Raw genomic sequence first — 20,342 nt, 5'->3', positions numbered from 1 at the left:
CTGTGGCAGGTGGGCTTTTTGTGGCACGCGGGCTTGCTCGCCACAGTTGATAGTGCGGGCATAGAATAATGGCCTACTTGCTGATCAGGCCGATTCGTCATGCTTCCTGAATGCCAGTTGTTCGGCACCCTGGGTTGCCACCTTTGTGAAATAGCCGAAGCCGAAATCATGCCGCTCGTCGAACACGGGCTGCTGGTGGAGTTGGTGGATATTGCCGATCCCGAGGATCTCACCGAGGCCTACGGCCTGCGGATTCCGGTGCTGCGCCGGGTCGACACAGGGGAGGAACTGGATTGGCCGTTCGACACTGAACAGGTGGTTGCCTTCCTTCGTTAGGCTTTATCCGATAGCGGGTTTTCAAATATTAAGTTACTGTATGTTTGTACAGTGACTGGATAGAGGGAAGCCCCGTGGTGAATGTTGAACAACTGAAAAGCAGCGTCAATCGCATGTCCGCCGAGGTCGTGCGCGGCGCGGTGAACGAGCTGCGCCTCGACGGCCTGGTCACGGAAGGCAAGACGCCTTTTAACAAGGTGCATTTTAATACCTGCTTCGCCGAGATCGAAGCGTTGTTCCAGCGCGCCGGTTACCACAAGCAGTTAGACGTGGTGGGTTATCAGGGCTTGTTATACGCGCTGTATGACCCGGGCCGCTGGGAAGCGGTGGACGTGCTGCGCTGGCTCAAGGAATTCACCGAAGCGGCCAGCGCTTCGCCGATCCTGCGCGCCGAATTGGTCAAGGCCTGAGATCCGCCCTAGGCTCAATCGCGCGCCATGCGCGATAATGCTCGCCTGTTTCCCAGGCGTTGAGCATGTTCATGTCCACTTCCGGTTTTTGTGCGTCCGAGCACCAAGCCAGCACGTTGTATTTGCCCCCTGGCCCTTGGGCGACGGTACTGGATTGCCTGTGCGAGCATTTCCAGGCCATCAGTCGCGAACACTGGCAGGACCGCATCGCCCGTGGCCGTGTACTCGACAGCAATGGTCAGCCGATCAGCCAGCACTTGGCCTACAAAGAAGGCCTGTGCGTTTACTACTTTCGTGAAGTGCCGAACGAGAAAGTGATACCGGTTGAGGAAACCATTCTGTACGCCGACGAGCACTTGGTGGTAGCCGACAAACCGCACTTTTTGCCGGTGACACCGGCGGGTGAATACGTCGAACAGACCCTGCTGCGCCGCCTGATTCGGCGCCTCGGCAACCCCTCGCTGGTGCCGCTGCACCGCATCGATCGGCATACCGCCGGGTTGGTGCTGTTTTCCGCCAACCCGCAAAGCCGTTCGGCGTATCAACAGCTGTTTCCCACGCGGCGCATCGACAAATTCTACGAAGCCATCGCCCCTGCCTTGCCTGAGCTGACCTTCCCCAGAGTGCACAAAAGCCGTCTGGTGGAAGGCCAACCGTTCTTTCGCATGCAGGAAGGGCCAGGCGCCAGCAATACTGAAACCGCCGTGGAAGTGCGCGAAAAAAATGGCGACAGGTGGCGCTACGGCCTGTTTCCCGTGACCGGCAAGAAGCATCAGTTGCGGGTGCACATGAGCGCGCTCGGGGCGGGCATTTGCAATGATCCGTTCTACCCCGACGTGGTCAAGGATGCCGAGGACGACTACGCCAACCCGCTCAAGCTGTTGGCCCAAGGCGTGCGTTTTATCGACCCGGTCAGCGGTGAGCAGCGCGACTTTCGCAGCCGCATCACCCTCGACTGGTAACCGCCAGACATGACAAGGCCCGCGCGAGGCGGGCCTTGTGGGCAAACGCTAAGACTTACAGGTCTTTAACGGTGCGAACCTGATCTTTGTTGATACGGGTTTGCTTGCCGTCAAGCTGTTGGAACTCGTAGAAGCCCGAAGCCTTGTCGTATTTAGGCGTGTCGACGGCCTGGATTTCGCGACCGTCATTCAGGGTGATCACTGTAGGCGAGGCGCAACCGGCAAGGGTAGCGAGGCCCAGTGCAAGCATGAGAGCGGCGATGGTCCGTTGAGTCATGAGTTTGTCTCCGAGAGAATTCTTTTAAATTACTGACCCTGTGACGCGCGCGGCGCCGACAAAGTTCCTTAAGCGAGGTTCATTCTGACACGCCGAAGCCTGTGTGCAATAGCTCGGGCGTATTCAGGTTGGCCAACCTCGGGTCATTTGCCGCATATTCCTGGGCCACGCCGCCGAGTTGCACGAGGATGTTGCGTGGGCTCCGCTCACCGGCTTCCCACGCCTGTTCTACCTGGCTTCGCAGGTGGGTTGGAATGATGCAAATCAACGGTTCCCAGAAGTTGCCGTGGCGCACCATCACGGGCAACAGCGGGTTTTGGCGTGCAGTCTCACGCAGGTCGTAGAGCAGCCCTACGTCGATGTTCGGTACATCGCACGGCAATATAAGCAGATGCGCGTGATGCGCGGCGGCAAGTCCCGCGCGGATGCCAGCCAGCGGGCCGGGGAAGTCCGGGCTGTCGTCACTCACCAATTGGTCGGCATACGGCGCGTACAGGTCATGGTTGCGGTTGCACGAGATAATCAGGTCATCCGTCAGCGGCCGGGTCAGGCGCTGCAAATGGGCGATCAGCGGTTGGCCGTGCCATCGCAGCAAGCCTTTGTCCTGGCCGCCCATGCGTTGGCCACGGCCACCGGCCAGCAGTAAAATCGAACAGGGCAGGTGGGTCGAATCGAAAGACATGGCGGTTTCGCTGCGGCAGGTAAACAGGGGCCTGTGATATAACATCGGGCTGTTCCTTCGACAACCGGACCGAGCCATGAACGCCAAGGCTGATGCGCCCTTTGTACCCCTGAATATTGCTGTACTGACCGTCAGCGACACCCGTACGCTGGACACCGACACCTCCGGCCAGGTGTTCGTCGACCGCCTGACTGCCGCCGGCCATAACTTGGCCGAGCGCGTGTTGCTCAAAGACGACCTCTACAAAATTCGCGCGCAAGTGGCCCACTGGATCGCCGAAGACGTGGTGCAAGTGGTGCTGATTACCGGCGGCACCGGCTTCACCGGCCGCGACAGCACGCCCGAAGCGGTGAGCTGCCTGCTGGACAAACAGGTCGACGGGTTTGGCGAACTGTTCCGCCAGATCTCCGTGGCCGATATTGGCACCTCTACCGTGCAATCGCGTGCCCTCGCTGGCCTGGCCAATGGCACGCTGGTGTGCTGCCTGCCGGGCTCGACCAACGCGGTGCGTACCGGCTGGGACGGCATCCTCGCCGAGCAACTGGATAACCGCCACCGCCCGTGCAACTTCGTACCGCACTTGAAGCAGGCCGAACCCTGCCAGTCCCGTGGGTAAGCCTGGCAAAACCGGCAACTTGCTGCCGGTAGAAGACGCGCTGGCGCAACTGCTGGCGATGGCCGACGCCACGCCGATCAGCGAACAGGACAGCGTGCCGCTGGCGCAAGGTGATGGCCGCGTACTGGCGCAAGACCTGATCTCCACCCTCGACCTGCCGCCGTGGCCCAACAGCGCCATGGACGGTTACGCCGTGCGCCTGGCGGACTGGACCGGCGAGCCGCTGGTGGTGAGCCAGCGCATCTTCGCCGGTCAGGCGCCGCAGCCGTTGGCCGCCGGCACCTGCGCGCGCATTTTTACCGGCGCGCCGGTGCCCGAAGGCGCAGATTGTGTAGAGATGCAGGAAAACGCCGTGGTTCACGCCGATGAGCGCGTGAGTTTTACCGAGCCGTTGCAGGTAGGCCAAAACATCCGCCCCCAAGGCCAGGAAACCACTGCTGGCGAGTTGGTGTTGCAGGCCGGCACGCGCTTGGGGCCAATCGAGCTGGGCTTGGCCGCCTCCCTCGGGCGTGATCGTCTGAGCGTGGTGCGCCGCGTGCGCGTGGCGGTGCTGTCCACCGGCGACGAGTTGATCGAGCCCGGTTTGCCGCTCGGCCCGGGCCAGATCTACAACAGTAACCGCCGCGTGCTGTGCAGTTGGCTGGCGCGCATGGGCTGTGAAGTGATCGATGCCGGGATTCTGCCGGATGACCTCGAAAAAACCCGCACACGGCTGGCGGAGCTGGGCAGTGTCGACTTGATTCTATCGACCGGCGGTGTGTCGGTGGGTGAGGCGGACTTCCTCGGCATCGCGCTGCGCGAAGAGGGCGAGCTGGCCCTGTGGAAGCTCGCGATCAAGCCCGGCAAGCCGCTGACCTTCGGCCATTTCCGGGGTGTGCCGGTGATCGGCCTGCCCGGTAACCCGGCGTCGACGCTGGTGACCTTCGCCTTGTTGGCGCGGCCTTACCTGCTACGCCGCCAAGGCGTGCAAGACGTGGCGCCGCTGCGCTTCGAAGTGCCGGTAGGGTTCACCTGGCCCAAGCCTGGCAACCGCCGCGAATACCTGCGTGCGCGCATCGAGCAGGGCAAGGCGATCATCTATCGCAACCAAAGCTCCGGCGTGCTGCGCAGCGCGGCATGGGCGCAAGGGTTTGTGGAAGTGCTGGAAGGCACGACGCTGGCGCCAGGCGATCGGGTCAACTTCATCCCGCTGAGCGACATCCTCAACTGACCTGCCGGCTTTGGTGGCCGACGGGCTTGTGTGGCAAGCCCGCTCGCCACAGTGGGCGACTTGTTACCGGCTAGTAATCATCCCCGCGTTCGGTCACGTCCCGTTCCACTGGCGCCGCATTCGGGTCGTACCCTGCCGGGAACTTGCCTTTCAGCGTCCAGGCAAACGCAATGATCTCGGCGACTGTGCGGTACAACTCCTCGGGGATGCTGTCGCCCAACTCCATTCGCGCTAGCAGCTTCACCAGCTCGGCGTTCTCATAGATCGGCACTTCATTTTCCCGCGCCAACTTCAAAATCGCTTCAGCCAAGGCATCGTCGCCTTTGGCCGTCAGAGTCGGCGCTTGCTGGCCGTCGTATTTGAGGGCAATTGCCTGGCGCGGCGGGTCAGTGTTGTTCATGCCGTTTCATCCACCCAACGTTGCTCCAGCCCGGTTTTTGGCCCGCGTGGCGGGGTGCCGAGGTGGCAATCGAGGTCACCGACGTTGATGCCCGATGTCACCAGACGCTCGCGCAAACTGCCTAGGTGGCTTTCGATCAAACTGGCCGTGAACGGCCGGGCGGCCCAGAGCTGGCTGGACAGTTTGCCCTGCGTCAATTGCGCCTGAACCTGTAACGGCCCCAACGGCTCCATGTCGAACGCCAGCTCGACGCGCCAGAGCATCTGTTTGGGGTCTTTCTTGTCTTTGCGTTCGGGCGTGTCCTTGTCTGGCACCGGTTCTTCGCGCTGGAACTTGAGCTGCAACGGCACGATGTCCTGCAAGGTGCGCATCGGGATTTCCAACTGCCAGGTGCTTTGCAGCCGACCATCGGCGGTCAAGCCGGTTTGTTCCAGGCTCGACAACTGATGGCTCTGCAACCGCGAGATCGCCCCTGCGGCCAGGCGCAGCAGGTTTTCCAGGTCGCCTTCGCCTTCAAGGCGCGCCACCAGCCGTGCCGGCAGCGGGAAACCTGCGGGGGCTTGCCGGGCGCCGATTTGGCCGAGGGTATTCAGCGGATTGCGCACAAAATTCGGCATCACTTGGGCCAGGGTATTGGCGGCGAGGATGGCATTGAGGTTGGTGCCGGCGGGCAGCGCAGGCAGCAAGTCGGCGACCAGCCGCAGCAGGGCGCCTTTCATGTCCAGCGGGGGTATTTGCGGGTTTTGCCCGACCAGCAATTTGGCTTCAAGAAACGCACCGCTGTTCTGTACCAACTGTGCCAGCACCTTGGGGTTGCTGACTTGTGCCAGGTCGGGCAAGGCCGCGAGCAAGCGGTCGGCCGCAGCACGCAGGTCGGTGGACGTACTGTCATCGCCAGGCAGGTTTTGCAAGGCGTTAAACACCACATCCAGTGAGCCTTGGCGACTTTGCTGGGTCGAGAGCTGCTGGGTGACGGCCAATTGATCCTGGCGCCCGCTCAGCGGCACAAAATTCAAGGTCTGTGCGCTCTGCACCACCGCGCTGAGCAAACTGCCGACCCGCAGTGGCTGCGGGCTTTCCACGGTCAGGCTCGCACCGGCCAGGGCGTTATTGAGCACTGTCACCAGCGAGCGGTAGACCGCCGGTTGCGCCGTGCCCTGAGGCAGCATTTGCGTGGTCAGCACCTTGCCTTGCAACAGCGTGCCCACCGGCATTTGCGTGGTGTCGATGCGGGTGAGGGCGGCCACGTTGGCGCTCAAGGCTTGCTGCAGCGAGAGGGTCAGGTTGCCGGTGGGCGTTTGGCTAACGGCCACGTTACTGCCCAACGGCAACGGCTGCGCGCTGCTCGCTTGGACCAATGTCTGGCGGCCCCCTTCGAGGGTCAACTTGAGCAACAACTGAAATGCATCGCCGCCTTGTTTAAGCGCAATCACCTCGGCGTTTGCGGTTTTGCCAGGGTCGATCAGCCCGGTCTGCGGCTCAAGCAGTTTCAGCAACTCGCCGCTGGCGGGCAGCGGCGCAGGCCCGGTGGCCGGGGCAGGCGGCAGCGTAGGAAGGTTGATCTCACCGGTCATCGTGCGCGTCGTCTCTGGGAAATTGCGCTCTTTAGAGCAGGGCATCGCATGTATAATGCCGCTCCTGTGCGACGAGAGCGGTAAAAACCTCACAACTATTTGATCCAGCTCTCTAAAATCGGTCGCCAAAGCCGGTATTGTGCATCTCTATAACGGCTGCTACACCGCCGACTTGAACCGTAAAGGCCCTCGATCTTTTGACCAGCCCTCTTCTTGAAGCCGTAGCGCTTGCCTGTGAACGCGACCTGCGGATGCTCTTCGAACACCTCGAACTGCGCTTGGCGGGCGGCGACATGGTGCAAATCAGCGGCCCGAACGGCAGTGGCAAGACCAGCCTGTTGCGGCTGCTGGCCGGTTTGATGCAGCCGACCGCCGGTGAAGTACGCCTCAACGGTAAACCCCTCACCGAACAACGCAGCACACTGGCGCGCAACCTTGTGTGGATCGGCCACGCCGCCGGCCTCAAGGACGTGCTGACGCCTGAAGAAAACCTCGTTTGGCTCAGCGCCCTGCATCACCCGGCTGGCCGCGACGCTATCTGGCAGGCGCTGGCCGCGGTCGGCCTCCAGGGTTTTGAAGACCAGCCCTGTCACACCTTGTCTGCCGGCCAACAGCGCCGCGTGGCCCTGGCCCGTTTGTACTTGCCCGGCCCGCCGCTGTGGATTCTCGACGAGCCGTTCACCGCCCTCGACAAACACGGCGTCGCCCAACTTGAAGAACACCTGGCCCGGCACTGCGAGCAGGGCGGCCTGGTGGTGCTCACCACCCATCACACCTTGGCGCGCATGCCCGCCGGTTACCGTGACCTCGATTTGGGCCGGTGGTCGCTGTGAGTGTGTTTGCCCTGCTGGTGGCCCGCGAAGCACGGTTGTTGTGCCGTCGCCCGGCCGAACTGGCCAACCCTTTGGTGTTCTTTGCCATCGTTATTGCGCTGTTCCCGTTGGCAGTCGGCCCCGAGACCAAACTGTTGCAAACCTTGTCTCCAGGGCTGGTGTGGGTCGCCGCGCTGTTATCGGTGCTGCTCTCGCTGGACGGGCTGTTTCGCAGTGATTTCGAAGACGGTTCCCTCGAACAGTGGGTCCTTTCGCCGCACCCGCTGCCACTTCTGGTACTGGCCAAGGTGCTGGCACACTGGGCGTTCTCCGGCTTGGCGCTGGTGTTGCTCTCACCGTTGCTGGCGATGATGCTAGGGTTGCCGACCGAATGCTTGCCGGTGTTGCTGTTGTCATTGTTGCTCGGCACGCCGACGCTCAGCCTGTTGGGCGCAGTGGGCGCGGCGCTGACCGTGGGTTTGAAGCGCGGCGGCCTGTTGCTGGCGCTGCTGATTCTGCCTTTGTACATCCCGGTGTTGATTTTGGGCAGCGGAGCTATGCAAGCCGCGCTCATGGGCATGCCGGCGACCGGTTACCTCTTGTGGCTTGGCAGCCTGGCCGCCCTGGCGGTAACCCTGACACCCTTTGCTATAGCCGCCGGCCTGAAGATCAGCGTCGGCGAATGAATGAGGTCTGGTTAAGCGTTGTAACTTTAACCCGCTCTTCAACATAAGAAACACCCTAAGCTTGCCGCCAAGACGGCAAGCACCCGTGATGGAAACAGCAATGAACTGGACCTGGTTTCACAAGCTCGGCTCGCCCAAGTGGTTTTACGGCATCAGCGGCAAGCTGCTGCCGTGGTTGAGCCTGGCCGCCTTATTGCTGATCGGCATCGGCCTGGTCTGGGGCCTGGCCTTCGCGCCGCCGGACTACCAGCAAGGCAACAGCTTTCGCATCATCTATATCCACGTTCCTGCCGCGATGCTGGCGCAGTCCTGCTACGTGATGCTAGCGGTGTGCGGCGTTGTCGGCCTGGTGTGGAAGATGAAGCTGGCGGACGTCGCCCTGCAATGCGCCGCACCGGTCGGCGCGTGGATGACCGCCGTGGCGCTGGTCACCGGCGCGATCTGGGGCAAACCGACCTGGGGTTCGTGGTGGGTGTGGGATGCGCGCCTGACCTCAATGCTGATTCTGCTGTTCCTGTACTTCGGCCTGATCGCGTTGGGCAATGCGATCAGTAACCGCGACAGCGCCGCCAAGGCCTGCGCGGTGCTGGCAATCGTCGGCGTGATCAACATCCCGATCATCAAATACTCGGTGGAGTGGTGGAACACGCTGCACCAGGGCGCCACCTTCAGCCTTACCGAAAAACCGGCTATGCCCGTCGAAATGTGGGCGCCGCTGCTGGTGATGGTGCTGGGGTTCTACTGCTTCTTCGGCGCCGTGCTGTTGATGCGCATGCGCCTTGAAATACTCAAGCGTGAAGCCCGCGCCAGTTGGGTCAAGGCACACGTGCAGGAAAGCCTGGGAGCGCGTGGATGAGTTTTGCGTCTTTCAGTGACTTTATCGCCATGGGCCATCACGGCCTGTATGTCTGGACGGCTTATGGCATCTGCCTGGCAGTGCTGGCCCTCAACGTCGCCGCGCCGATCCTGGCCCGCAAGCGTTACCTGCAACAAGAGGCGCGTCGTCTGCGCCGGGAGACCGAAAAGTGAATCCGCTGCGTAGAAAGCGTCTGTTGATCATCCTCGCCATTCTCGCCGGGGTGAGCCTTGCCGTGGGCCTGGCGATGAGCGCCCTGCGAGAGAACATCAACCTGTTCTACACCCCGACCCAAATCGCCAACGGCGAAGCCCCGCAGGGCAAGCGCATTCGCGCCGGTGGCATGGTCGAGAAGGGTTCACTGCAACGCTCCGGCGACTCCCTCGACGTCACCTTCGTCGTCACCGACTTCAGCAAGTCTGTAACCATCACCTATCGCGGCATTCTCCCGGACCTGTTCCGCGAAGGTCAGGGCATCGTCGCGCTGGGCAAGCTGAATGCCGATGGCGTGGTAGTGGCCGATGAAGTGCTGGCCAAACACGACGAAAAATACATGCCGCCGGAAGTCACCAAAGCCCTGAAAGACAGCGGCCAGTCGGCACCTTCTACTCCTGCATCCCCAGCCAGGGAGGGCTGAGCCATGACCTCTGCACTGTTTATTCCGGAGCTGGGCCAGTTGGCGATGATCCTCGCCCTGTGTTTCGCCGTCGTCCAGGCCGTGGTCCCGTTGCTCGGCGCCTGGCGCGGCGACCGACTGTGGATGAGCCTCGCGCAGCCGGCCGCCTGGGGCCAATTTGCGTTCCTGGTGTTCGCGTTTGGTTGCCTGACCTACGCCTTCATGACCGACGACTTTTCCGTCGCCTATGTGGCCAATAACTCCAACAGCGCGCTGCCTTGGTACTACAAGTTCAGCGCCGTGTGGGGCGCGCACGAAGGGTCGTTGCTGCTGTGGGCGTTGATCCTCGGTGGCTGGACCTTCGCCGTGTCGGTGTTCTCGCGCCAACTGCCGCAAGTCATGCTGGCGCGGGTGCTGGCGGTGATGGGCATGATCAGCATCGGCTTCCTGCTGTTCCTGATCATGACCTCCAACCCGTTCACGCGCATCCTGCCGCAGATACCGGTCAACGGACATGACCTTAACCCGCTGCTGCAAGACATTGGCCTGATCGTGCACCCGCCGATGCTCTACATGGGTTATGTGGGTTTCTCGGTAGCCTTTGCCTTCGCCATCGCTGCCTTGCTCGGCGGGCGCCTTGATGCCGCATGGGCGCGCTGGTCGCGGCCGTGGACCATCGTCGCCTGGGCCTTCCTCGGTATCGGCATCACGCTGGGCTCATGGTGGGCCTATTACGAACTTGGCTGGGGCGGCTGGTGGTTCTGGGACCCGGTGGAAAATGCCTCCTTTATGCCGTGGCTGGTCGGCACCGCGCTGATTCACTCGCTGGCCGTCACCGAAAAACGCGGCGTGTTCAAAAGCTGGACAGTGCTGCTGGCCATCGCGGCGTTTTCCCTCAGCCTGCTCGGTACTTTCCTCGTGCGTTCGGGGGTTTTGACTTCGGTGCATGCGTTTGCCTCCGACCCGGCGCGCGGCGTATTCATCCTGATTTTCCTGCTGTTCGTGGTCGGCGGCTCGCTCACGCTGTTCGCCCTGCGCGCGCCAGTGGTCAAGAGCCATGTGGGCTTCAACCTGTGGTCGCGGGAAACCCTGTTGCTGGGCAATAACCTGGTGCTGGTGGTGGCGGCGTCGATGATCCTGCTCGGCACGCTGTATCCGCTGGTACTGGATGCCCTCAGCGGCGCCAAGCTGTCGGTTGGCCCGCCGTACTTCAACGCGTTGTTTATTCCGTTGATGGGCCTGTTGATGGTGGTGATGGCCGTGGGCATGCTGGTGCGCTGGAAAGACACCCCGGTGAAATGGCTGGCGGGCATGCTGATGCCGGTGCTGCTGGGCAGTGTGGCCTTGGCGGTGATCGCAGGCTTTGCCTACGGTGACTTCAACTGGGCGGTACTCGCGACCTTCCTGCTCGCCGCCTGGGTCATGCTCGCCGGCCTGCGCGACATCGTCGACAAAACCCGCCACAAAGGCCTGATCAAAGGGTTACCAAGCCTGACCCGCAGCTACTGGGGCATGCAAGTCGCGCATATTGGCATCGCCGTGTGCGCGCTTGGCGTGGTGCTTTCCAGCCAGAACAGCGCCGAGCGCGACCTGCGCCTGGCACCGGGCGAGTCGATGGACCTGGCCGGTTACCACTTCATCTTCGAAGGCGCCAAGCACTTCGAAGGCCCAAACTTTACGTCGGACAAAGGCACTGTTCGCGTCGTCCGCAACGGCAAGGAAGTGGCGGTGCTGCACCCGGAAAAACGCCTGTACACCGTGCAGAGTTCAATGATGACCGAAGCCGGCATCGACGCCGGTTTCACCCGTGACCTCTACGTAGCGCTGGGTGAACCGCTGGGCGACGGCGCGTGGGCGGTGCGTGTGCATGTAAAACCGTTCGTGCGCTGGATCTGGTTCGGCGGTTTGCTCACCGGTTTCGGTGGTTTGCTGGCGGCGATGGACCGGCGTTATCGGGTCAAGGTCAAGAGCCGGGTGCGTGAAGCCCTCGGCCTTTCAGGAGCACCGGCATGAAGCGTTGGTTGATGGTGATGCCGCTGGCAGTGTTTCTGGTGGTGGCGGTGTTCCTGTATCGCGGCCTTTATCTGGACCCGGCAGAGCTGCCGTCGGCGATGATCGGCAAGCCATTCCCGGCGTTCGCGCTGCCGACTGTGCAGGGCGACAAAACCCTGACTCAAGCGGACCTGTTGGGCAAACCGGCATTGGTCAACGTGTGGGCGACCTGGTGCATCTCGTGCCGCGTCGAACACCCGGTGCTCAACGCGCTGGCCGAGAAAGGCGTGCTGATCTACGGCATCAACTACAAGGACGACAATGCAGCGGCGCGCAAATGGCTGGCGGAATTTCACAACCCGTACCAGTTGGACATTCGCGATGAAGACGGCAACCTTGGCCTCAACCTCGGTGTGTACGGCGCTCCGGAAACCTTCTTCATCGACGCCAAAGGCGTGATCCGCGACAAGTATGTCGGCGTGATCGACGAAGTGGTCTGGCGTGAACAACTCGCCGCCAAGTACCAGGCGCTGGTCGATGAGGCCAAACCATGAAGCGCCTGTTAGCCGCTGCGGTTCTGGCGCTGGGCTTGGCCAGTGTGGCCCACGCCGCCATCGACACCTACGAATTCGCCAACGACGCCGAGCGCGAGCGCTTTCGCGAGCTGACCAAAGAGCTGCGCTGCCCCAAGTGCCAGAACCAGGACATCGCCGACTCCAACGCACCCATCGCCGCCGACCTGCGCAAAGAGATTTTCCGCATGCTGGGGGAGGGCAAGGACAACCAGCAGATCATCGACTTCATGGTCGACCGCTACGGTGATTTTGTGCGCTACAAACCGGCGCTCACCGGCAAGACCGCGCTGCTCTGGTTCGGCCCCGCCGGGCTGTTGCTGGCCGGTATTGTCGTCATGGCCGTGATCGTCCGCCGTCGCCGCGCCGCGCCTACCGATGGCTCCGACGCGCTATCCGCTGAAGAGCGTAAACGCCTCGACCAATTGCTGGACACCCAGACTGATGATTGATTTTTGGCTCGCAGCCGGCTTGCTGCTCCTGATTGCCCTGAGTTTTCTGTTGATCCCTGTGTTGCGCGGCCGCCGTGCCCAGCGTGAAGAGGACCGCACCGCGCTGAACGTGGCGCTTTACCAGGAACGCGTGGCCGAGCTGCAAGTGCAGCAGGACGAAGGCGTACTGAATACCACGCAACTCGACACTGGCCGCGCCGAAGCTGCGCGTGAATTGTTGGCCGACACTGAAGGTGTGGAAAAACCTCGTGAATCGCGCCTGGGCAAACCGCTACCGTTTTTGGCGGCGTTTCTGGTGCCGATTTTGGGCGTTGCGCTGTACCTGCACTACGGGGCCATCGACAAGGTCGAACTGACCCGCGAATTTTCCCAGCCGCCGGTGTCCATGCAAGACATGACCCGCCGCCTGGAACGCGCCGCCGCCGCGCAACCGGACTCGCCGGAAGGCCTCTACTTTCTCGGCCGCGCCTACATGGCGCAGGACCGCTCCGCCGATGCCGCGAAAATCTTCGAACGCACCGTCGCGTTAGCCGGGCGCCAGCCGGAACTGCTCGGCCAGTGGGCGCAGGCGCAGTACTTTGCCGACAATAAACAGTGGTCGCCCAAAGTGCACGCGTTGACCGATGAAGCCTTGAAGCTCGACCCCAAAGAAGTCACCAGCCTGGGCCTGCTCGGCATCGCCGCCTTTGAAGGCCAGCGTTACCAGGAAGCCATCGACTACTGGAACCGCTTGTTGGCCCAACTGGCGCCGGAAGATAACTCGCGCGTCGCGCTGCAAGGCGGCATCGACCGCGCGGCCGAAAAGCTCAAGGAAAACGGCGGCAGCGTCGCGCAAAAAGCCGTGATCAAAGTGCGCGTAGACCTGTCCAGCGAGGTAAAAGCCAACGCCCTGCCGAGTGACAGCGTGTTCATCTTTGCCCGCGCGGTAAACGGCCCACCTGCGCCGTTAGCGGCCAAGCGCGTCAGCGTCGCCGAGCTGCCCATCACCGTCGAACTCGGTGATAGCGACGCGATGATGCCGCAGTTGAAACTGTCGAACTTCGCCGAAGTCCAACTGGTTGCGCGCCTATCCCGGGCAGGTCAACCGACCGCTGGCGAGTGGATCGGCCGCAGCCAACCCTTGGCCAGCACCACCACTGCCACGCAGCAGCTGACCATCGACCGTCCGGATAAATAAATTCGAGGAAACGCCCATGACCGCACTCGCACGAATCACCCTGCTCAGCCTGGTATTGGGCCTGAGCGCCTGTGCGGTCCACCGACCTCCCGCGCCCACCGGCCCGACCATCCCGCCGTCCGGCCCGTCGACCCAGCCGAGCACCCAACCCTCGGCCCCGGTCACCCCGCCACCGAAAGCATTGCCAAGTTCGTCGCCAACCTTCGCCCCGCCACCGGGCGCCGCCAGCCACTGGGACGGCAAGATGCAGGTGTACGTGCTGGAAGAACAGCCCGACACCTTCTACCGCCAGCGCACGTATTACCGCTGGAGCAACGGCTGGAGCCGCTCGATCAGCCCGAACGGCCCGTGGGAAGAGACCAACGTGCAAGGCGTGCCGCCGGGGTTGAGCAAGCAGTACGCGCAATGACAAAAGGCGACCTTCGGGTCGCCTTTTTTTGGCCTTGAAATACAACCCTTCAAACACCCCAGGGCAACTGTGGAGCGCAGCTATTATTGTTCCCATGCTCTGCGTGGGAATACACCCCGTGACGCTCCGCGTCACCTTGCGTAGTCCTACGCAAGTAACGCCGGCAAAAAGTAATAGAGCATATTCAGGCGAAATTATTGCTTCCGGAAAAGTAGCGGTCATTAAGCAATTAATGGGGGTGTTCAGCCGCACTGCTTATTTTTTTAGATGTGTAATCAGTTCTGCGGTAGGAATATACACAGTATTGGTGTAATAAGCTTTGAATCCATAAGCAGTGATGTACACCTGGCAGGGGATGCTCTGTTGTCCCGCTAACAGATTCTCCAATACGGCGCCCGAGGTGATTGAGGTTGGGATAGGTACCTCTCGCTCTTCGGTCGCATTGAATGATAGCGAAGACCGGAAGTAAAATTTCCCAGTGTTATTGGGTGTGGCATCAGCTTCCAGGAGGCCTACGCCTCGCGCTTTAATTGTATGGTTTACATCGAAATTTTTATCGTGATTCAACGTGCATACAAGTTTAGGCGTATTCTGGTTCTTTTTTTCATAGAGGGTGAAGACTTTGCTCAGGTTTTGATCTGATTCCAGCGTCACGTAAAGTAGCGAGTCTTCACGGCGTTCAAACCCTTTAAATGTTAATGATGCCGGCGGTATGTTTGGTGTCCGAGCGCATGCGCTGAAAATCAGTGCAGTGGCGAATATTAGTAACTTTTTAAGTTTAATCATTTTATATTTTTCACGTACGCTTCATAAAGGAAGTCCAGAGCACATTTTGTACCCTGGATCGGTGCAACCATCATGTGACTCGCAAACGCGTGATGTATGTTTACTGTGGTATTGATCGCTGGGCCTTGGCTCACAATCCAGCGTTCTCCAAAGTTTGCAACGTGGTCTGACGCATCTGGCTTCACTGGGTTAGCGCGGATATTGATCCACATGTCAGCCACTGGAGCTGGTTCAGAGTAGTAGATATCAGAACCTAACCACACCAAAAATCCTTTTCCTACAGGGTCTAAGGTTATTAGAAGTGCGATTTTGTAACCTTCATCAGACAGCATCTTTGAGAGGTGAGCGCCATTCCACGCGCCTAGGCTGTGTCCGACTATATAGATAGGGCACGACTTGCTAGGAATGAGATTGGTGATGTGTTCTTTAATGTCGCGCCCCCCACGCGCTTCATTATATCCCCATACGTATTTTGTGTATTTTTCGGAAAGTTGTGCGACTGCCATCCTTTTTGACATCAGCAAGTCGACATCATCGATGTTGTGAAAAGCACCTTGAGAGTAATAGCTTTCTTGGTCTCCAGCGCCACCAATGTAAAAAATAATAGGTTTAGTCGCAGGTACAGGTACGATTTTTATTTGTGGATCGTTCACCGCTGTCAATGTGTGCGTTGCCGCCAGACTTGCAGTGTTGCCATTAGGTAAAATTATTTTCTCTGCTTCCATGCTCTCAATCTTCCAAAAATAATTTGATACTTTCAGCCAGATGCGAACTCACTACATGGGTGTAGCCCAGCGCATCACTGACGCCATGTTCAATGCTACCGTTAGCGCGCTGGATACAGTAAGCATGTTTGGGCATGGGTTCACCCGTAGCTTCGTCGACCAATTTTATCTTGTCGCTGAAGTGTACCGGCATCGACGATAACCCACTGAAGGGCGCTGGCACAAAGGTGTCACCGATAATGATGGTGCTGGCGCCTGCCGTTACAGTGTTGCCATGAGCGCCAACGCTGCCGACGGTGGCGGCATTGAAACCATTGATAAAAACAGTTGAAGATACGCCGCTGGTAATCGGGCTTCCGCAAGCTGAAGTGTCGTTTAAGCGGGCAGCGCCCAAGCCTTCGAAGATCACATCTGATGAGCCGGTTACCAGCGAATTGGTACCGTGACCCGGAACTGGGCACGCTGTAGGGTCTGTGATGCGCGCAGCAGGTTTGCCACTCATGAGAACGTCCTTTTCAGCTATTCACAGGGGGGAGAAGAGGTCAATCGGGATTTCTGAAAGTCGCCAGCTTTCATCCATGAGGTTGTACATAGCTCGATGGTTTTCTTGGGTCGGACTGCAGTCCTCAAGTGCTCGCCATGCGATCTCAACGCAGTTATCCATGGCGTAAGTTGAGTAATCATCGAGCTGGTTTAGCCACTCGTTGTAATTGGGCATGCCAACGCTGCGGTAGGCATCAAGCAGTATCTGCGCGACTTCCTCACCCCAATGCAAAAATCGACCGGGGGTCCACGGGCCGGTCTGTGTGTGGACAAACCAACCAAGGCTCTTTAATCCACCACTTTCGAGGTACAGGGAGCCACCCTGTGAACTCAGTCCGCAGCACAGAAAGACGCTGAGCCAGCCCTGGTGGGCGTGAATAACATCAGTGGGATCGAATCGGGCTAAAGGGATGACGCGGTAGCCGCTGGTTAGCATTGAGCGGGCGACTAGCTCGGCGTCCAATCGCGACACGAATGCTTGTACGGCATTACCCTTACCGCAGGGTGTGCAAAGAATCTCGACTGGCGCGCGGGCTGGGGTATCGCTGCTTCCCACTATACGAACCAACCCGTAAAGGCGGAGCGAGCTCTTCAAACCGCTTGGGTGTTGTACCACAGGTGCCAGCGTCGGCATGGCACTTCGTGAGGAGTCCATTAACTAATAACGTCCGTGTAATTTCAGGCGATGTCTGCACCGGATGGTGCGTGGGTTCAATTACTTTTTCCGGGTGTAGCGAGCTGTACGCAGGTTGGTCGACCAGGGAATGGAAACCCGGCAGGGCCTAAGCCCTCCCATGCACAGCCCGCCATAACGCGAGCACGATAATGCCGCTTGCGCGGCACTGTGCGCCATTCTAACCCGGGCGATCAAGCCCGATCGCTGATGAGCAGCGACTGCGAAAGGCTAACGGTGACTTATAGCAACTGCAAGCCACAGAGTTCGTAGGAAAAGTCGCGGAAGCACCAAGACTTTGTTATCTGTATTCCTCTTTCCCTTTTAACGAGACGGGCTTCATGGACCTCTATGTCGTACGCCACGGTGAAACCTGGGCTAATGCCGAGCACCGCTATCTAGGCGCACTCGATCCGGAACTGACCGAACGGGGCAGGGAACAAGCCTTCTCGCTCAGCAAGAAACTACCCTGCGGAATCGATGTAATGATCGTCTCCCCACGCTTACGGGCGCAGCAAACCGCGCAGATTCTTAACCATGACTTGAACCTTGAATCACTGACGATGGACGGCTTTCGCGAGCGTGACGTTGGCGTATTTGAAGGGCTGAATCAGGCAGAAGCAAAGGCAATGCATCCGCTGCTATGGGTGCAAAACATCACGCGGCAATGGACGGTTGGGCCAACAGGTGGCGAGTCGATTGCGCAGGTGGTCGCCCGAGTGCACCAAGGTCTGGTCGAACTGGCGGGGCTCTATCCAAAGTCCGTCGTGTTGTTAGTGGCCCATGGCTTTGTAGCAAAGGTGATTCGCGCGTTAGGGCGAGCTGACTTTTCGGATTTTTTTAATTGGCAGCTTTCAAATGGAGAGATGCTGGTTTTAGAGGACTTCAGCGTTGCAGCGCCCCCGCTCATATCTCCTTTGGAAAGTCACTAAGAAACGGCTCATCTTACTCGAGTCCTCAAAAAGGCCATCGCGCCCTGAAAAATCGGGTGCCACTCCTGGGTGAGTTCGCTGCTCAATGGATGCCAGAAAAATCGAAACTGATGGCCTCCATCATCCTTGGTGAAATGGACCCAGCTCTCTGGAAGGTCTGCCGAGATCTGGCACTGGTGAAATGCCCAAGTGTCCCCTGTGATCTCTGCATGCCAGGTTCCTAATTCCCGAATGAAGTTGCCGGTTATTCCCGCTTCTTCATGCAACTCGCGAATAGCGGCGGCGGCTGTGGTTTCGCCGCTTTCTACACTGCCTTTGACCAGTTGGAAGCCAGCCAGGGGATGTTCGAAAACCAGAATTTCCAAAGATTGCTTGGTTCGAAGGACTACAGGGCAAGCCTTGACGATGCTCATTGAGTGTTGTCTTCCATACTTTTTGGCTCCCGCTAAGTTTACGCGTGCCCTTAGAGTCTCGGTGGCGAGGGGCTTGCTCCCGATGGCGGTGGTTCAGTGGGTGAATATCCAGCTGACACACCGCCATCGGGAGCAAGCCCCCTCCCACAGGGGATCTGCTCAGCCGTCAGGCTACTGGGCACTCCCGATTCAGCGCTTCATTCACCAACAACTGTGCAATCTCAATCATCTGCACCACCGCCAGCACTTGCTTGCGACCTGAGCCAGCCAGATGCTCGGCGCAGTCGTAAGCACACACAGTCGCCGATTCAAGCATCTCGCTGGCGTTGCTTAATGCAGCTTCGGTGCTGAGGCCGGGGCGGACGGTGAAGATTGTTTGAGGTGGAGATTGTGGGGTGATTTCCGAGGTGGACGACAGTGGGTCAGGCGTTACTTTTTTCATACGGATGCTCCGGGAGTGATGAAAAAAGCGCCCACTAAAGGCTATGGGCGCTTATACGCCTGGAGAGTTCGGGCTTCCACACCCGTTCGCTGATTTTGCAGCGACCCGCGAAGGTTAGCGGCGAGGTTGATCAGACGCAACCTGAAATCGGTGTAGGGCAGATCTTCACGCCCATCTTCCGGTTTATGCTGGATACTGAGGCCAAAAGCCGCGAACGGCTTTTTGTAATGCAACACATCTGGCACCAGGCGAAGAGGAATTTTTAATGGCAGGCAGGTTGATCTATCTCATCGGACCCTCGGGTTCGGGCAAGGACAGCCTGCTGGATGCCGCACGCCCGCGCTTGGCCGAGCGTGGCTGCCGCATCGTGCGCCGCGTGATCACCCGCTCGGCGGAAGCTGCCGGCGAAGCGGCCCAAGGCGTGAGCCCGGAGCAGTTTGCCGCGATGCAGGCCGAGGGCGCGTTTGCTCTCAGTTGGCACGCGAATGGGTTGGCCTATGGCATTCCCAAGGTCATCGACGCGTGGCTGGCGGCGGGTGACGACGTGCTGGTCAATGGCTCGCGCGCGCACTTGGCGCAGACTCGTGAGCGTTACCCCACATTGCTGGTGTTGCTGCTGACAGTGGATCAAGGCGTGTTGCGCGAGCGCTTGATAGCCCGCGGGCGCGAGTCGTTGGCGGACATCGACGCGCGCCTGGCGCGTAATGCGCGGTTCACGGCTGAGGTGGCCGCGGGCAACGGTTGCGAATTATTGGTGCTGGATAATTCCGGCCCGCTTGAGCATACGGTCGAGCGCTTGCTGTGCTGGCTTCACGCACACTCGGCGTGCACCTGAAGTGTTCTCATACTCCTATGCCAAACCGGCTCGCTAACGCTTTACGGCCTTTGGGCGTGACGCCCAACGCACGGCTGTCCATGTCCTGAGTCAGCCAATCACGCGTAATCGCATTCTGCAGGCTGCCGCGCCCAACGCAAACAGGCGTATTTCCCGTTTTCACACGGCTGTGCAGAGCCAGTAAACCTTACAGATCCCTCGCAAACGCTCGCGCCTTCTTGGAAGTAAGTCAGCTGGTTTCCAATATTCCGCAATACACCCGTCAATCCGCTTTCGCTATCCTGTGCTTGAATTAATATAACTCTAGGGTTACTTTTATTCAGGCCAAGCCAAGGAGGCTGAGGTGCAAAGCAGGTTATTGATCAAGGAGCTGCAAGAGGCGGGTTGGGTACTGGATCGGGTCACGTGCAGTCATCGTATTTTTACTCACCGCTATAACCCGTACACGATCCCGGTGCCGCATCCGAAAAAAGACCTGCCCATGGGCACCGTCAGCAGCATCAGGAAACGCGCCGGGCTGCTTCAGTTTTAAGGAGAGCATTCATGCAATACCCAATCTGTATTGAATGGGGCGATGACTTCACCGCCACCGGTATTCAGATCCCCGACATCCCAGGCGCAGTTACCGCCGGGGACAGTTTTGAAGAGGCCTATAACGCGGCGGTCGAAGTCGCGCACATCCTGTTGCAAGAAATAGCCGCCGAAGGCGGGGTGATTCCGATGCCAACGTCAGTGGCCAATCATCATGCCCACGAAGACTACGCCGGGATGGGCTGGGGGATGTTGGAGTTGGACATCTCGCCCTATCTGGGCAAGACCGAGAAGGTCAATGTGACCTTGCCCGGTTATGTCATCCAGCGAATCGACCGTTATGTGCGCGAGCACAAGGTCAAAAGCCGCTCGTCATTTCTGGCGGATGCGGCCTTGGAGAAGTTGGTGCGCTCTTGACGGCAA

Annotated in this window: 29 protein-coding genes; 19 read left to right on the top strand and 10 right to left on the bottom strand. The window is 59.6% G+C overall.

Annotation, left to right across the window (positions count from 1 at the left end):
• The first annotated feature begins 99 nt into the window (after positions 1 to 99).
• The 3 genes from ACOZK9_RS08235 (at position 100) to ACOZK9_RS08225 (ending at position 1,708) form a co-directional block, all read left to right on the top strand.
• Positions 100 to 336, top strand: a complete 237-nt coding sequence (locus ACOZK9_RS08235; protein ID WP_421555610.1) for a glutaredoxin family protein — start codon at positions 100 to 102, stop codon at positions 334 to 336.
• Positions 337 to 410: 74 nt separating this feature from the next.
• Positions 411 to 746, top strand: coding sequence for a transcriptional regulator (locus tag ACOZK9_RS08230; protein WP_122252049.1), 336 nt, complete (start codon positions 411 to 413; stop codon positions 744 to 746).
• Positions 747 to 817: 71 nt separating this feature from the next.
• Positions 818 to 1,708, top strand: a complete 891-nt coding sequence (locus ACOZK9_RS08225; RefSeq protein ID WP_421555628.1) for a pseudouridine synthase — start codon at positions 818 to 820, stop codon at positions 1,706 to 1,708.
• Positions 1,709 to 1,763: 55 nt separating this feature from the next.
• On the opposite strand, the gene ACOZK9_RS08220 is transcribed toward ACOZK9_RS08225, so the two are convergent.
• Positions 1,764 to 1,985, bottom strand: coding sequence for a YgdI/YgdR family lipoprotein (locus tag ACOZK9_RS08220; RefSeq protein WP_058411760.1), 222 nt, complete (start codon positions 1,983 to 1,985; stop codon positions 1,764 to 1,766).
• Positions 1,986 to 2,064: 79 nt separating this feature from the next.
• A complete protein-coding gene (mobA, locus tag ACOZK9_RS08215) occupies positions 2,065 to 2,667 on the bottom strand; it encodes a molybdenum cofactor guanylyltransferase MobA (RefSeq protein ID WP_421555609.1) in 603 nt (200 codons plus the stop codon).
• Between the two features lie 76 nt (positions 2,668 to 2,743).
• Here mobA and moaB point away from each other — a divergent pair, with 76 nt between their 5' ends.
• Complete coding sequence (gene moaB / locus ACOZK9_RS08210) at positions 2,744 to 3,283, top strand: molybdenum cofactor biosynthesis protein B (protein ID WP_058411759.1); 540 nt, start codon at positions 2,744 to 2,746, stop codon at positions 3,281 to 3,283.
• Positions 3,276 to 4,493 (top strand): molybdopterin molybdotransferase MoeA, encoded by a 1,218-nt coding sequence (locus ACOZK9_RS08205; RefSeq protein WP_421555608.1) that lies wholly within the window; start codon positions 3,276 to 3,278, stop codon positions 4,491 to 4,493. The genes moaB and ACOZK9_RS08205 overlap by 8 nt, the downstream gene beginning before the upstream one ends.
• A gap of 70 nt (positions 4,494 to 4,563) precedes the next feature.
• On the opposite strand, the gene ACOZK9_RS08200 is transcribed toward ACOZK9_RS08205, so the two are convergent.
• Together ACOZK9_RS08200 and fliK are read right to left on the bottom strand one after the other, a co-directional pair.
• The gene (locus ACOZK9_RS08200) at positions 4,564 to 4,893 is read right to left on the bottom strand and encodes an EscU/YscU/HrcU family type III secretion system export apparatus switch protein (protein WP_058411757.1); all 330 of its coding nucleotides are present in this window, start codon (positions 4,891 to 4,893) and stop codon (positions 4,564 to 4,566) included.
• A complete protein-coding gene (fliK, locus tag ACOZK9_RS08195; protein WP_421555607.1) occupies positions 4,890 to 6,467 on the bottom strand; it encodes a flagellar hook-length control protein FliK in 1,578 nt (525 codons plus the stop codon). Before fliK ends, ACOZK9_RS08200 begins: the two co-directional genes overlap by 4 nt.
• 197 nt (positions 6,468 to 6,664) lie before the next feature.
• On the opposite strand from fliK, the gene ccmA reads away from it, so the two are divergent.
• From ccmA to ACOZK9_RS08145, 10 genes are all read left to right on the top strand, one after another.
• Positions 6,665 to 7,300 (top strand): cytochrome c biogenesis heme-transporting ATPase CcmA, encoded by a 636-nt coding sequence (gene ccmA / locus ACOZK9_RS08190; RefSeq protein ID WP_421555606.1) that lies wholly within the window; start codon positions 6,665 to 6,667, stop codon positions 7,298 to 7,300.
• The gene (gene ccmB, locus ACOZK9_RS08185) at positions 7,297 to 7,965 is read left to right on the top strand and encodes a heme exporter protein CcmB (protein ID WP_421555605.1); all 669 of its coding nucleotides are present in this window, start codon (positions 7,297 to 7,299) and stop codon (positions 7,963 to 7,965) included. Before ccmA ends, ccmB begins: the two co-directional genes overlap by 4 nt.
• Positions 7,966 to 8,065: 100 nt before the next feature.
• Positions 8,066 to 8,821, top strand: coding sequence for a heme ABC transporter permease (locus tag ACOZK9_RS08180; RefSeq protein WP_058411753.1), 756 nt, complete (start codon positions 8,066 to 8,068; stop codon positions 8,819 to 8,821).
• Positions 8,818 to 8,994, top strand: coding sequence for a heme exporter protein CcmD (gene ccmD, locus ACOZK9_RS08175; protein WP_058411752.1), 177 nt, complete (start codon positions 8,818 to 8,820; stop codon positions 8,992 to 8,994). The genes ACOZK9_RS08180 and ccmD overlap by 4 nt, the downstream gene beginning before the upstream one ends.
• A complete protein-coding gene (ccmE, locus tag ACOZK9_RS08170; protein ID WP_099239014.1) occupies positions 8,991 to 9,458 on the top strand; it encodes a cytochrome c maturation protein CcmE in 468 nt (155 codons plus the stop codon). Before ccmD ends, ccmE begins: the two co-directional genes overlap by 4 nt.
• A 3-nt stretch (positions 9,459 to 9,461) precedes the next feature.
• Positions 9,462 to 11,450, top strand: a complete 1,989-nt coding sequence (locus tag ACOZK9_RS08165) for a heme lyase CcmF/NrfE family subunit (RefSeq protein WP_122252054.1) — start codon at positions 9,462 to 9,464, stop codon at positions 11,448 to 11,450.
• Positions 11,447 to 11,983, top strand: a complete 537-nt coding sequence (locus tag ACOZK9_RS08160) for a DsbE family thiol:disulfide interchange protein (RefSeq protein WP_058411750.1) — start codon at positions 11,447 to 11,449, stop codon at positions 11,981 to 11,983. The genes ACOZK9_RS08165 and ACOZK9_RS08160 overlap by 4 nt, the downstream gene beginning before the upstream one ends.
• The gene (locus tag ACOZK9_RS08155) at positions 11,980 to 12,453 is read left to right on the top strand and encodes a cytochrome c-type biogenesis protein (protein ID WP_058411749.1); all 474 of its coding nucleotides are present in this window, start codon (positions 11,980 to 11,982) and stop codon (positions 12,451 to 12,453) included. The genes ACOZK9_RS08160 and ACOZK9_RS08155 overlap by 4 nt, the downstream gene beginning before the upstream one ends.
• Positions 12,446 to 13,630, top strand: a complete 1,185-nt coding sequence (gene ccmI / locus ACOZK9_RS08150; RefSeq protein ID WP_421555604.1) for a c-type cytochrome biogenesis protein CcmI — start codon at positions 12,446 to 12,448, stop codon at positions 13,628 to 13,630. The genes ACOZK9_RS08155 and ccmI overlap by 8 nt, the downstream gene beginning before the upstream one ends.
• Positions 13,631 to 13,646: 16 nt before the next feature.
• Entirely contained in the window at positions 13,647 to 14,039 is a 393-nt protein-coding gene (locus tag ACOZK9_RS08145; protein ID WP_058411747.1) for a hypothetical protein, read from the top strand.
• A gap of 255 nt (positions 14,040 to 14,294) precedes the next feature.
• Here the strand turns inward: ACOZK9_RS08145 and ACOZK9_RS08140 are convergent, their stop codons facing one another.
• From ACOZK9_RS08140 to ACOZK9_RS08125, 4 genes are read right to left on the bottom strand one after another with little or no spacing between them, the layout of a single operon-like run.
• Positions 14,295 to 14,825: a hypothetical protein gene (locus tag ACOZK9_RS08140; protein ID WP_152747299.1), complete on the bottom strand. Its 531-nt coding sequence runs from the start codon at positions 14,823 to 14,825 to the stop codon at positions 14,295 to 14,297.
• Positions 14,822 to 15,550, bottom strand: coding sequence for an alpha/beta hydrolase (locus ACOZK9_RS08135; RefSeq protein WP_152747300.1), 729 nt, complete (start codon positions 15,548 to 15,550; stop codon positions 14,822 to 14,824). Before ACOZK9_RS08135 ends, ACOZK9_RS08140 begins: the two co-directional genes overlap by 4 nt.
• 4 nt (positions 15,551 to 15,554) lie before the next feature.
• Complete coding sequence (locus ACOZK9_RS08130) at positions 15,555 to 16,052, bottom strand: PAAR domain-containing protein (protein ID WP_421555603.1); 498 nt, start codon at positions 16,050 to 16,052, stop codon at positions 15,555 to 15,557.
• A gap of 21 nt (positions 16,053 to 16,073) precedes the next feature.
• Positions 16,074 to 16,727 carry a hypothetical protein gene (locus ACOZK9_RS08125; RefSeq protein ID WP_152747302.1) on the bottom strand — a complete coding sequence of 218 codons (654 nt, stop codon included), beginning with the start codon at positions 16,725 to 16,727 and terminating at the stop codon, positions 16,074 to 16,076.
• Positions 16,728 to 17,107: 380 nt separating this feature from the next.
• Between ACOZK9_RS08125 and ACOZK9_RS08120 the strand changes: the two genes are divergently transcribed.
• Positions 17,108 to 17,698, top strand: a complete 591-nt coding sequence (locus ACOZK9_RS08120; protein ID WP_152747303.1) for a histidine phosphatase family protein — start codon at positions 17,108 to 17,110, stop codon at positions 17,696 to 17,698.
• Positions 17,699 to 17,706: 8 nt separating this feature from the next.
• Here the strand turns inward: ACOZK9_RS08120 and ACOZK9_RS08115 are convergent, their stop codons facing one another.
• Together ACOZK9_RS08115 and ACOZK9_RS08110 are read right to left on the bottom strand one after the other, a co-directional pair.
• Positions 17,707 to 18,111 carry an NUDIX hydrolase gene (locus tag ACOZK9_RS08115; protein WP_152747304.1) on the bottom strand — a complete coding sequence of 135 codons (405 nt, stop codon included), beginning with the start codon at positions 18,109 to 18,111 and terminating at the stop codon, positions 17,707 to 17,709.
• Positions 18,112 to 18,277: 166 nt separating this feature from the next.
• Positions 18,278 to 18,553, bottom strand: a complete 276-nt coding sequence (locus tag ACOZK9_RS08110; protein ID WP_152747305.1) for a DUF6124 family protein — start codon at positions 18,551 to 18,553, stop codon at positions 18,278 to 18,280.
• Between the two features lie 265 nt (positions 18,554 to 18,818).
• Between ACOZK9_RS08110 and phnN the strand changes: the two genes are divergently transcribed.
• The 3 genes from phnN to ACOZK9_RS08095 all read left to right on the top strand — a co-directional run bounded on the left by phnN (position 18,819) and on the right by ACOZK9_RS08095 (position 20,336).
• Positions 18,819 to 19,388: a phosphonate metabolism protein/1,5-bisphosphokinase (PRPP-forming) PhnN gene (gene phnN / locus ACOZK9_RS08105; protein ID WP_421555602.1), complete on the top strand. Its 570-nt coding sequence runs from the start codon at positions 18,819 to 18,821 to the stop codon at positions 19,386 to 19,388.
• 343 nt (positions 19,389 to 19,731) lie between these two features.
• Entirely contained in the window at positions 19,732 to 19,920 is a 189-nt protein-coding gene (locus tag ACOZK9_RS08100) for a type II toxin-antitoxin system HicA family toxin (protein ID WP_421555601.1), read from the top strand.
• 11 nt (positions 19,921 to 19,931) lie between these two features.
• Positions 19,932 to 20,336, top strand: coding sequence for a type II toxin-antitoxin system HicB family antitoxin (locus ACOZK9_RS08095; protein ID WP_053130578.1), 405 nt, complete (start codon positions 19,932 to 19,934; stop codon positions 20,334 to 20,336).
• Positions 20,337 to 20,342: the final 6 nt, after the last annotated feature.

The organism is Pseudomonas kitaguniensis (assembly GCF_049199985.1).
GTDB classification, from domain to species: Bacteria; Pseudomonadota; Gammaproteobacteria; order Pseudomonadales; family Pseudomonadaceae; genus Aquipseudomonas; species Aquipseudomonas kitaguniensis.
Note: the sequence above shows the minus strand (reverse complement) of the source record. Positions and strands in the feature narration are given on the sequence as shown.

Bases quoted from the DNA above. Each gene is read 5' to 3' on its own strand.
- ACOZK9_RS08235 (WP_421555610.1), top strand. From the start codon at position 100: ATGCTTCCTGAATGCCAGTTGTTCGGCACCCTGGGTTGCCACCTTTGT.
- ACOZK9_RS08225 (WP_421555628.1), top strand. From the start codon at position 818: ATGTCCACTTCCGGTTTTTGTGCGTCCGAGCACCAAGCCAGCACGTTG.
- ACOZK9_RS08220 (WP_058411760.1), bottom strand. From the start codon at position 1,985: ATGACTCAACGGACCATCGCCGCTCTCATGCTTGCACTGGGCCTCGCT.
- mobA (WP_421555609.1), bottom strand. From the start codon at position 2,667: ATGTCTTTCGATTCGACCCACCTGCCCTGTTCGATTTTACTGCTGGCC.
- moaB (WP_058411759.1), top strand. From the start codon at position 2,744: ATGAACGCCAAGGCTGATGCGCCCTTTGTACCCCTGAATATTGCTGTA.
- ACOZK9_RS08200 (WP_058411757.1), bottom strand. From the start codon at position 4,893: ATGAACAACACTGACCCGCCGCGCCAGGCAATTGCCCTCAAATACGAC.
- fliK (WP_421555607.1), bottom strand. From the start codon at position 6,467: ATGACCGGTGAGATCAACCTTCCTACGCTGCCGCCTGCCCCGGCCACC.
- ACOZK9_RS08180 (WP_058411753.1), top strand. From the start codon at position 8,066: ATGAACTGGACCTGGTTTCACAAGCTCGGCTCGCCCAAGTGGTTTTAC.
- ccmD (WP_058411752.1), top strand. From the start codon at position 8,818: ATGAGTTTTGCGTCTTTCAGTGACTTTATCGCCATGGGCCATCACGGC.
- ACOZK9_RS08165 (WP_122252054.1), top strand. From the start codon at position 9,462: ATGACCTCTGCACTGTTTATTCCGGAGCTGGGCCAGTTGGCGATGATC.
- ACOZK9_RS08160 (WP_058411750.1), top strand. From the start codon at position 11,447: ATGAAGCGTTGGTTGATGGTGATGCCGCTGGCAGTGTTTCTGGTGGTG.
- ACOZK9_RS08155 (WP_058411749.1), top strand. From the start codon at position 11,980: ATGAAGCGCCTGTTAGCCGCTGCGGTTCTGGCGCTGGGCTTGGCCAGT.
- ccmI (WP_421555604.1), top strand. From the start codon at position 12,446: ATGATTGATTTTTGGCTCGCAGCCGGCTTGCTGCTCCTGATTGCCCTG.
- ACOZK9_RS08145 (WP_058411747.1), top strand. From the start codon at position 13,647: ATGACCGCACTCGCACGAATCACCCTGCTCAGCCTGGTATTGGGCCTG.
- ACOZK9_RS08140 (WP_152747299.1), bottom strand. From the start codon at position 14,825: ATGATTAAACTTAAAAAGTTACTAATATTCGCCACTGCACTGATTTTC.
- ACOZK9_RS08135 (WP_152747300.1), bottom strand. From the start codon at position 15,550: ATGGAAGCAGAGAAAATAATTTTACCTAATGGCAACACTGCAAGTCTG.
- ACOZK9_RS08130 (WP_421555603.1), bottom strand. From the start codon at position 16,052: ATGAGTGGCAAACCTGCTGCGCGCATCACAGACCCTACAGCGTGCCCA.
- ACOZK9_RS08125 (WP_152747302.1), bottom strand. From the start codon at position 16,727: ATGCCGACGCTGGCACCTGTGGTACAACACCCAAGCGGTTTGAAGAGC.
- ACOZK9_RS08120 (WP_152747303.1), top strand. From the start codon at position 17,108: ATGGACCTCTATGTCGTACGCCACGGTGAAACCTGGGCTAATGCCGAG.
- ACOZK9_RS08115 (WP_152747304.1), bottom strand. From the start codon at position 18,111: ATGAGCATCGTCAAGGCTTGCCCTGTAGTCCTTCGAACCAAGCAATCT.
- ACOZK9_RS08110 (WP_152747305.1), bottom strand. From the start codon at position 18,553: ATGAAAAAAGTAACGCCTGACCCACTGTCGTCCACCTCGGAAATCACC.
- phnN (WP_421555602.1), top strand. From the start codon at position 18,819: ATGGCAGGCAGGTTGATCTATCTCATCGGACCCTCGGGTTCGGGCAAG.
- ACOZK9_RS08095 (WP_053130578.1), top strand. From the start codon at position 19,932: ATGCAATACCCAATCTGTATTGAATGGGGCGATGACTTCACCGCCACC.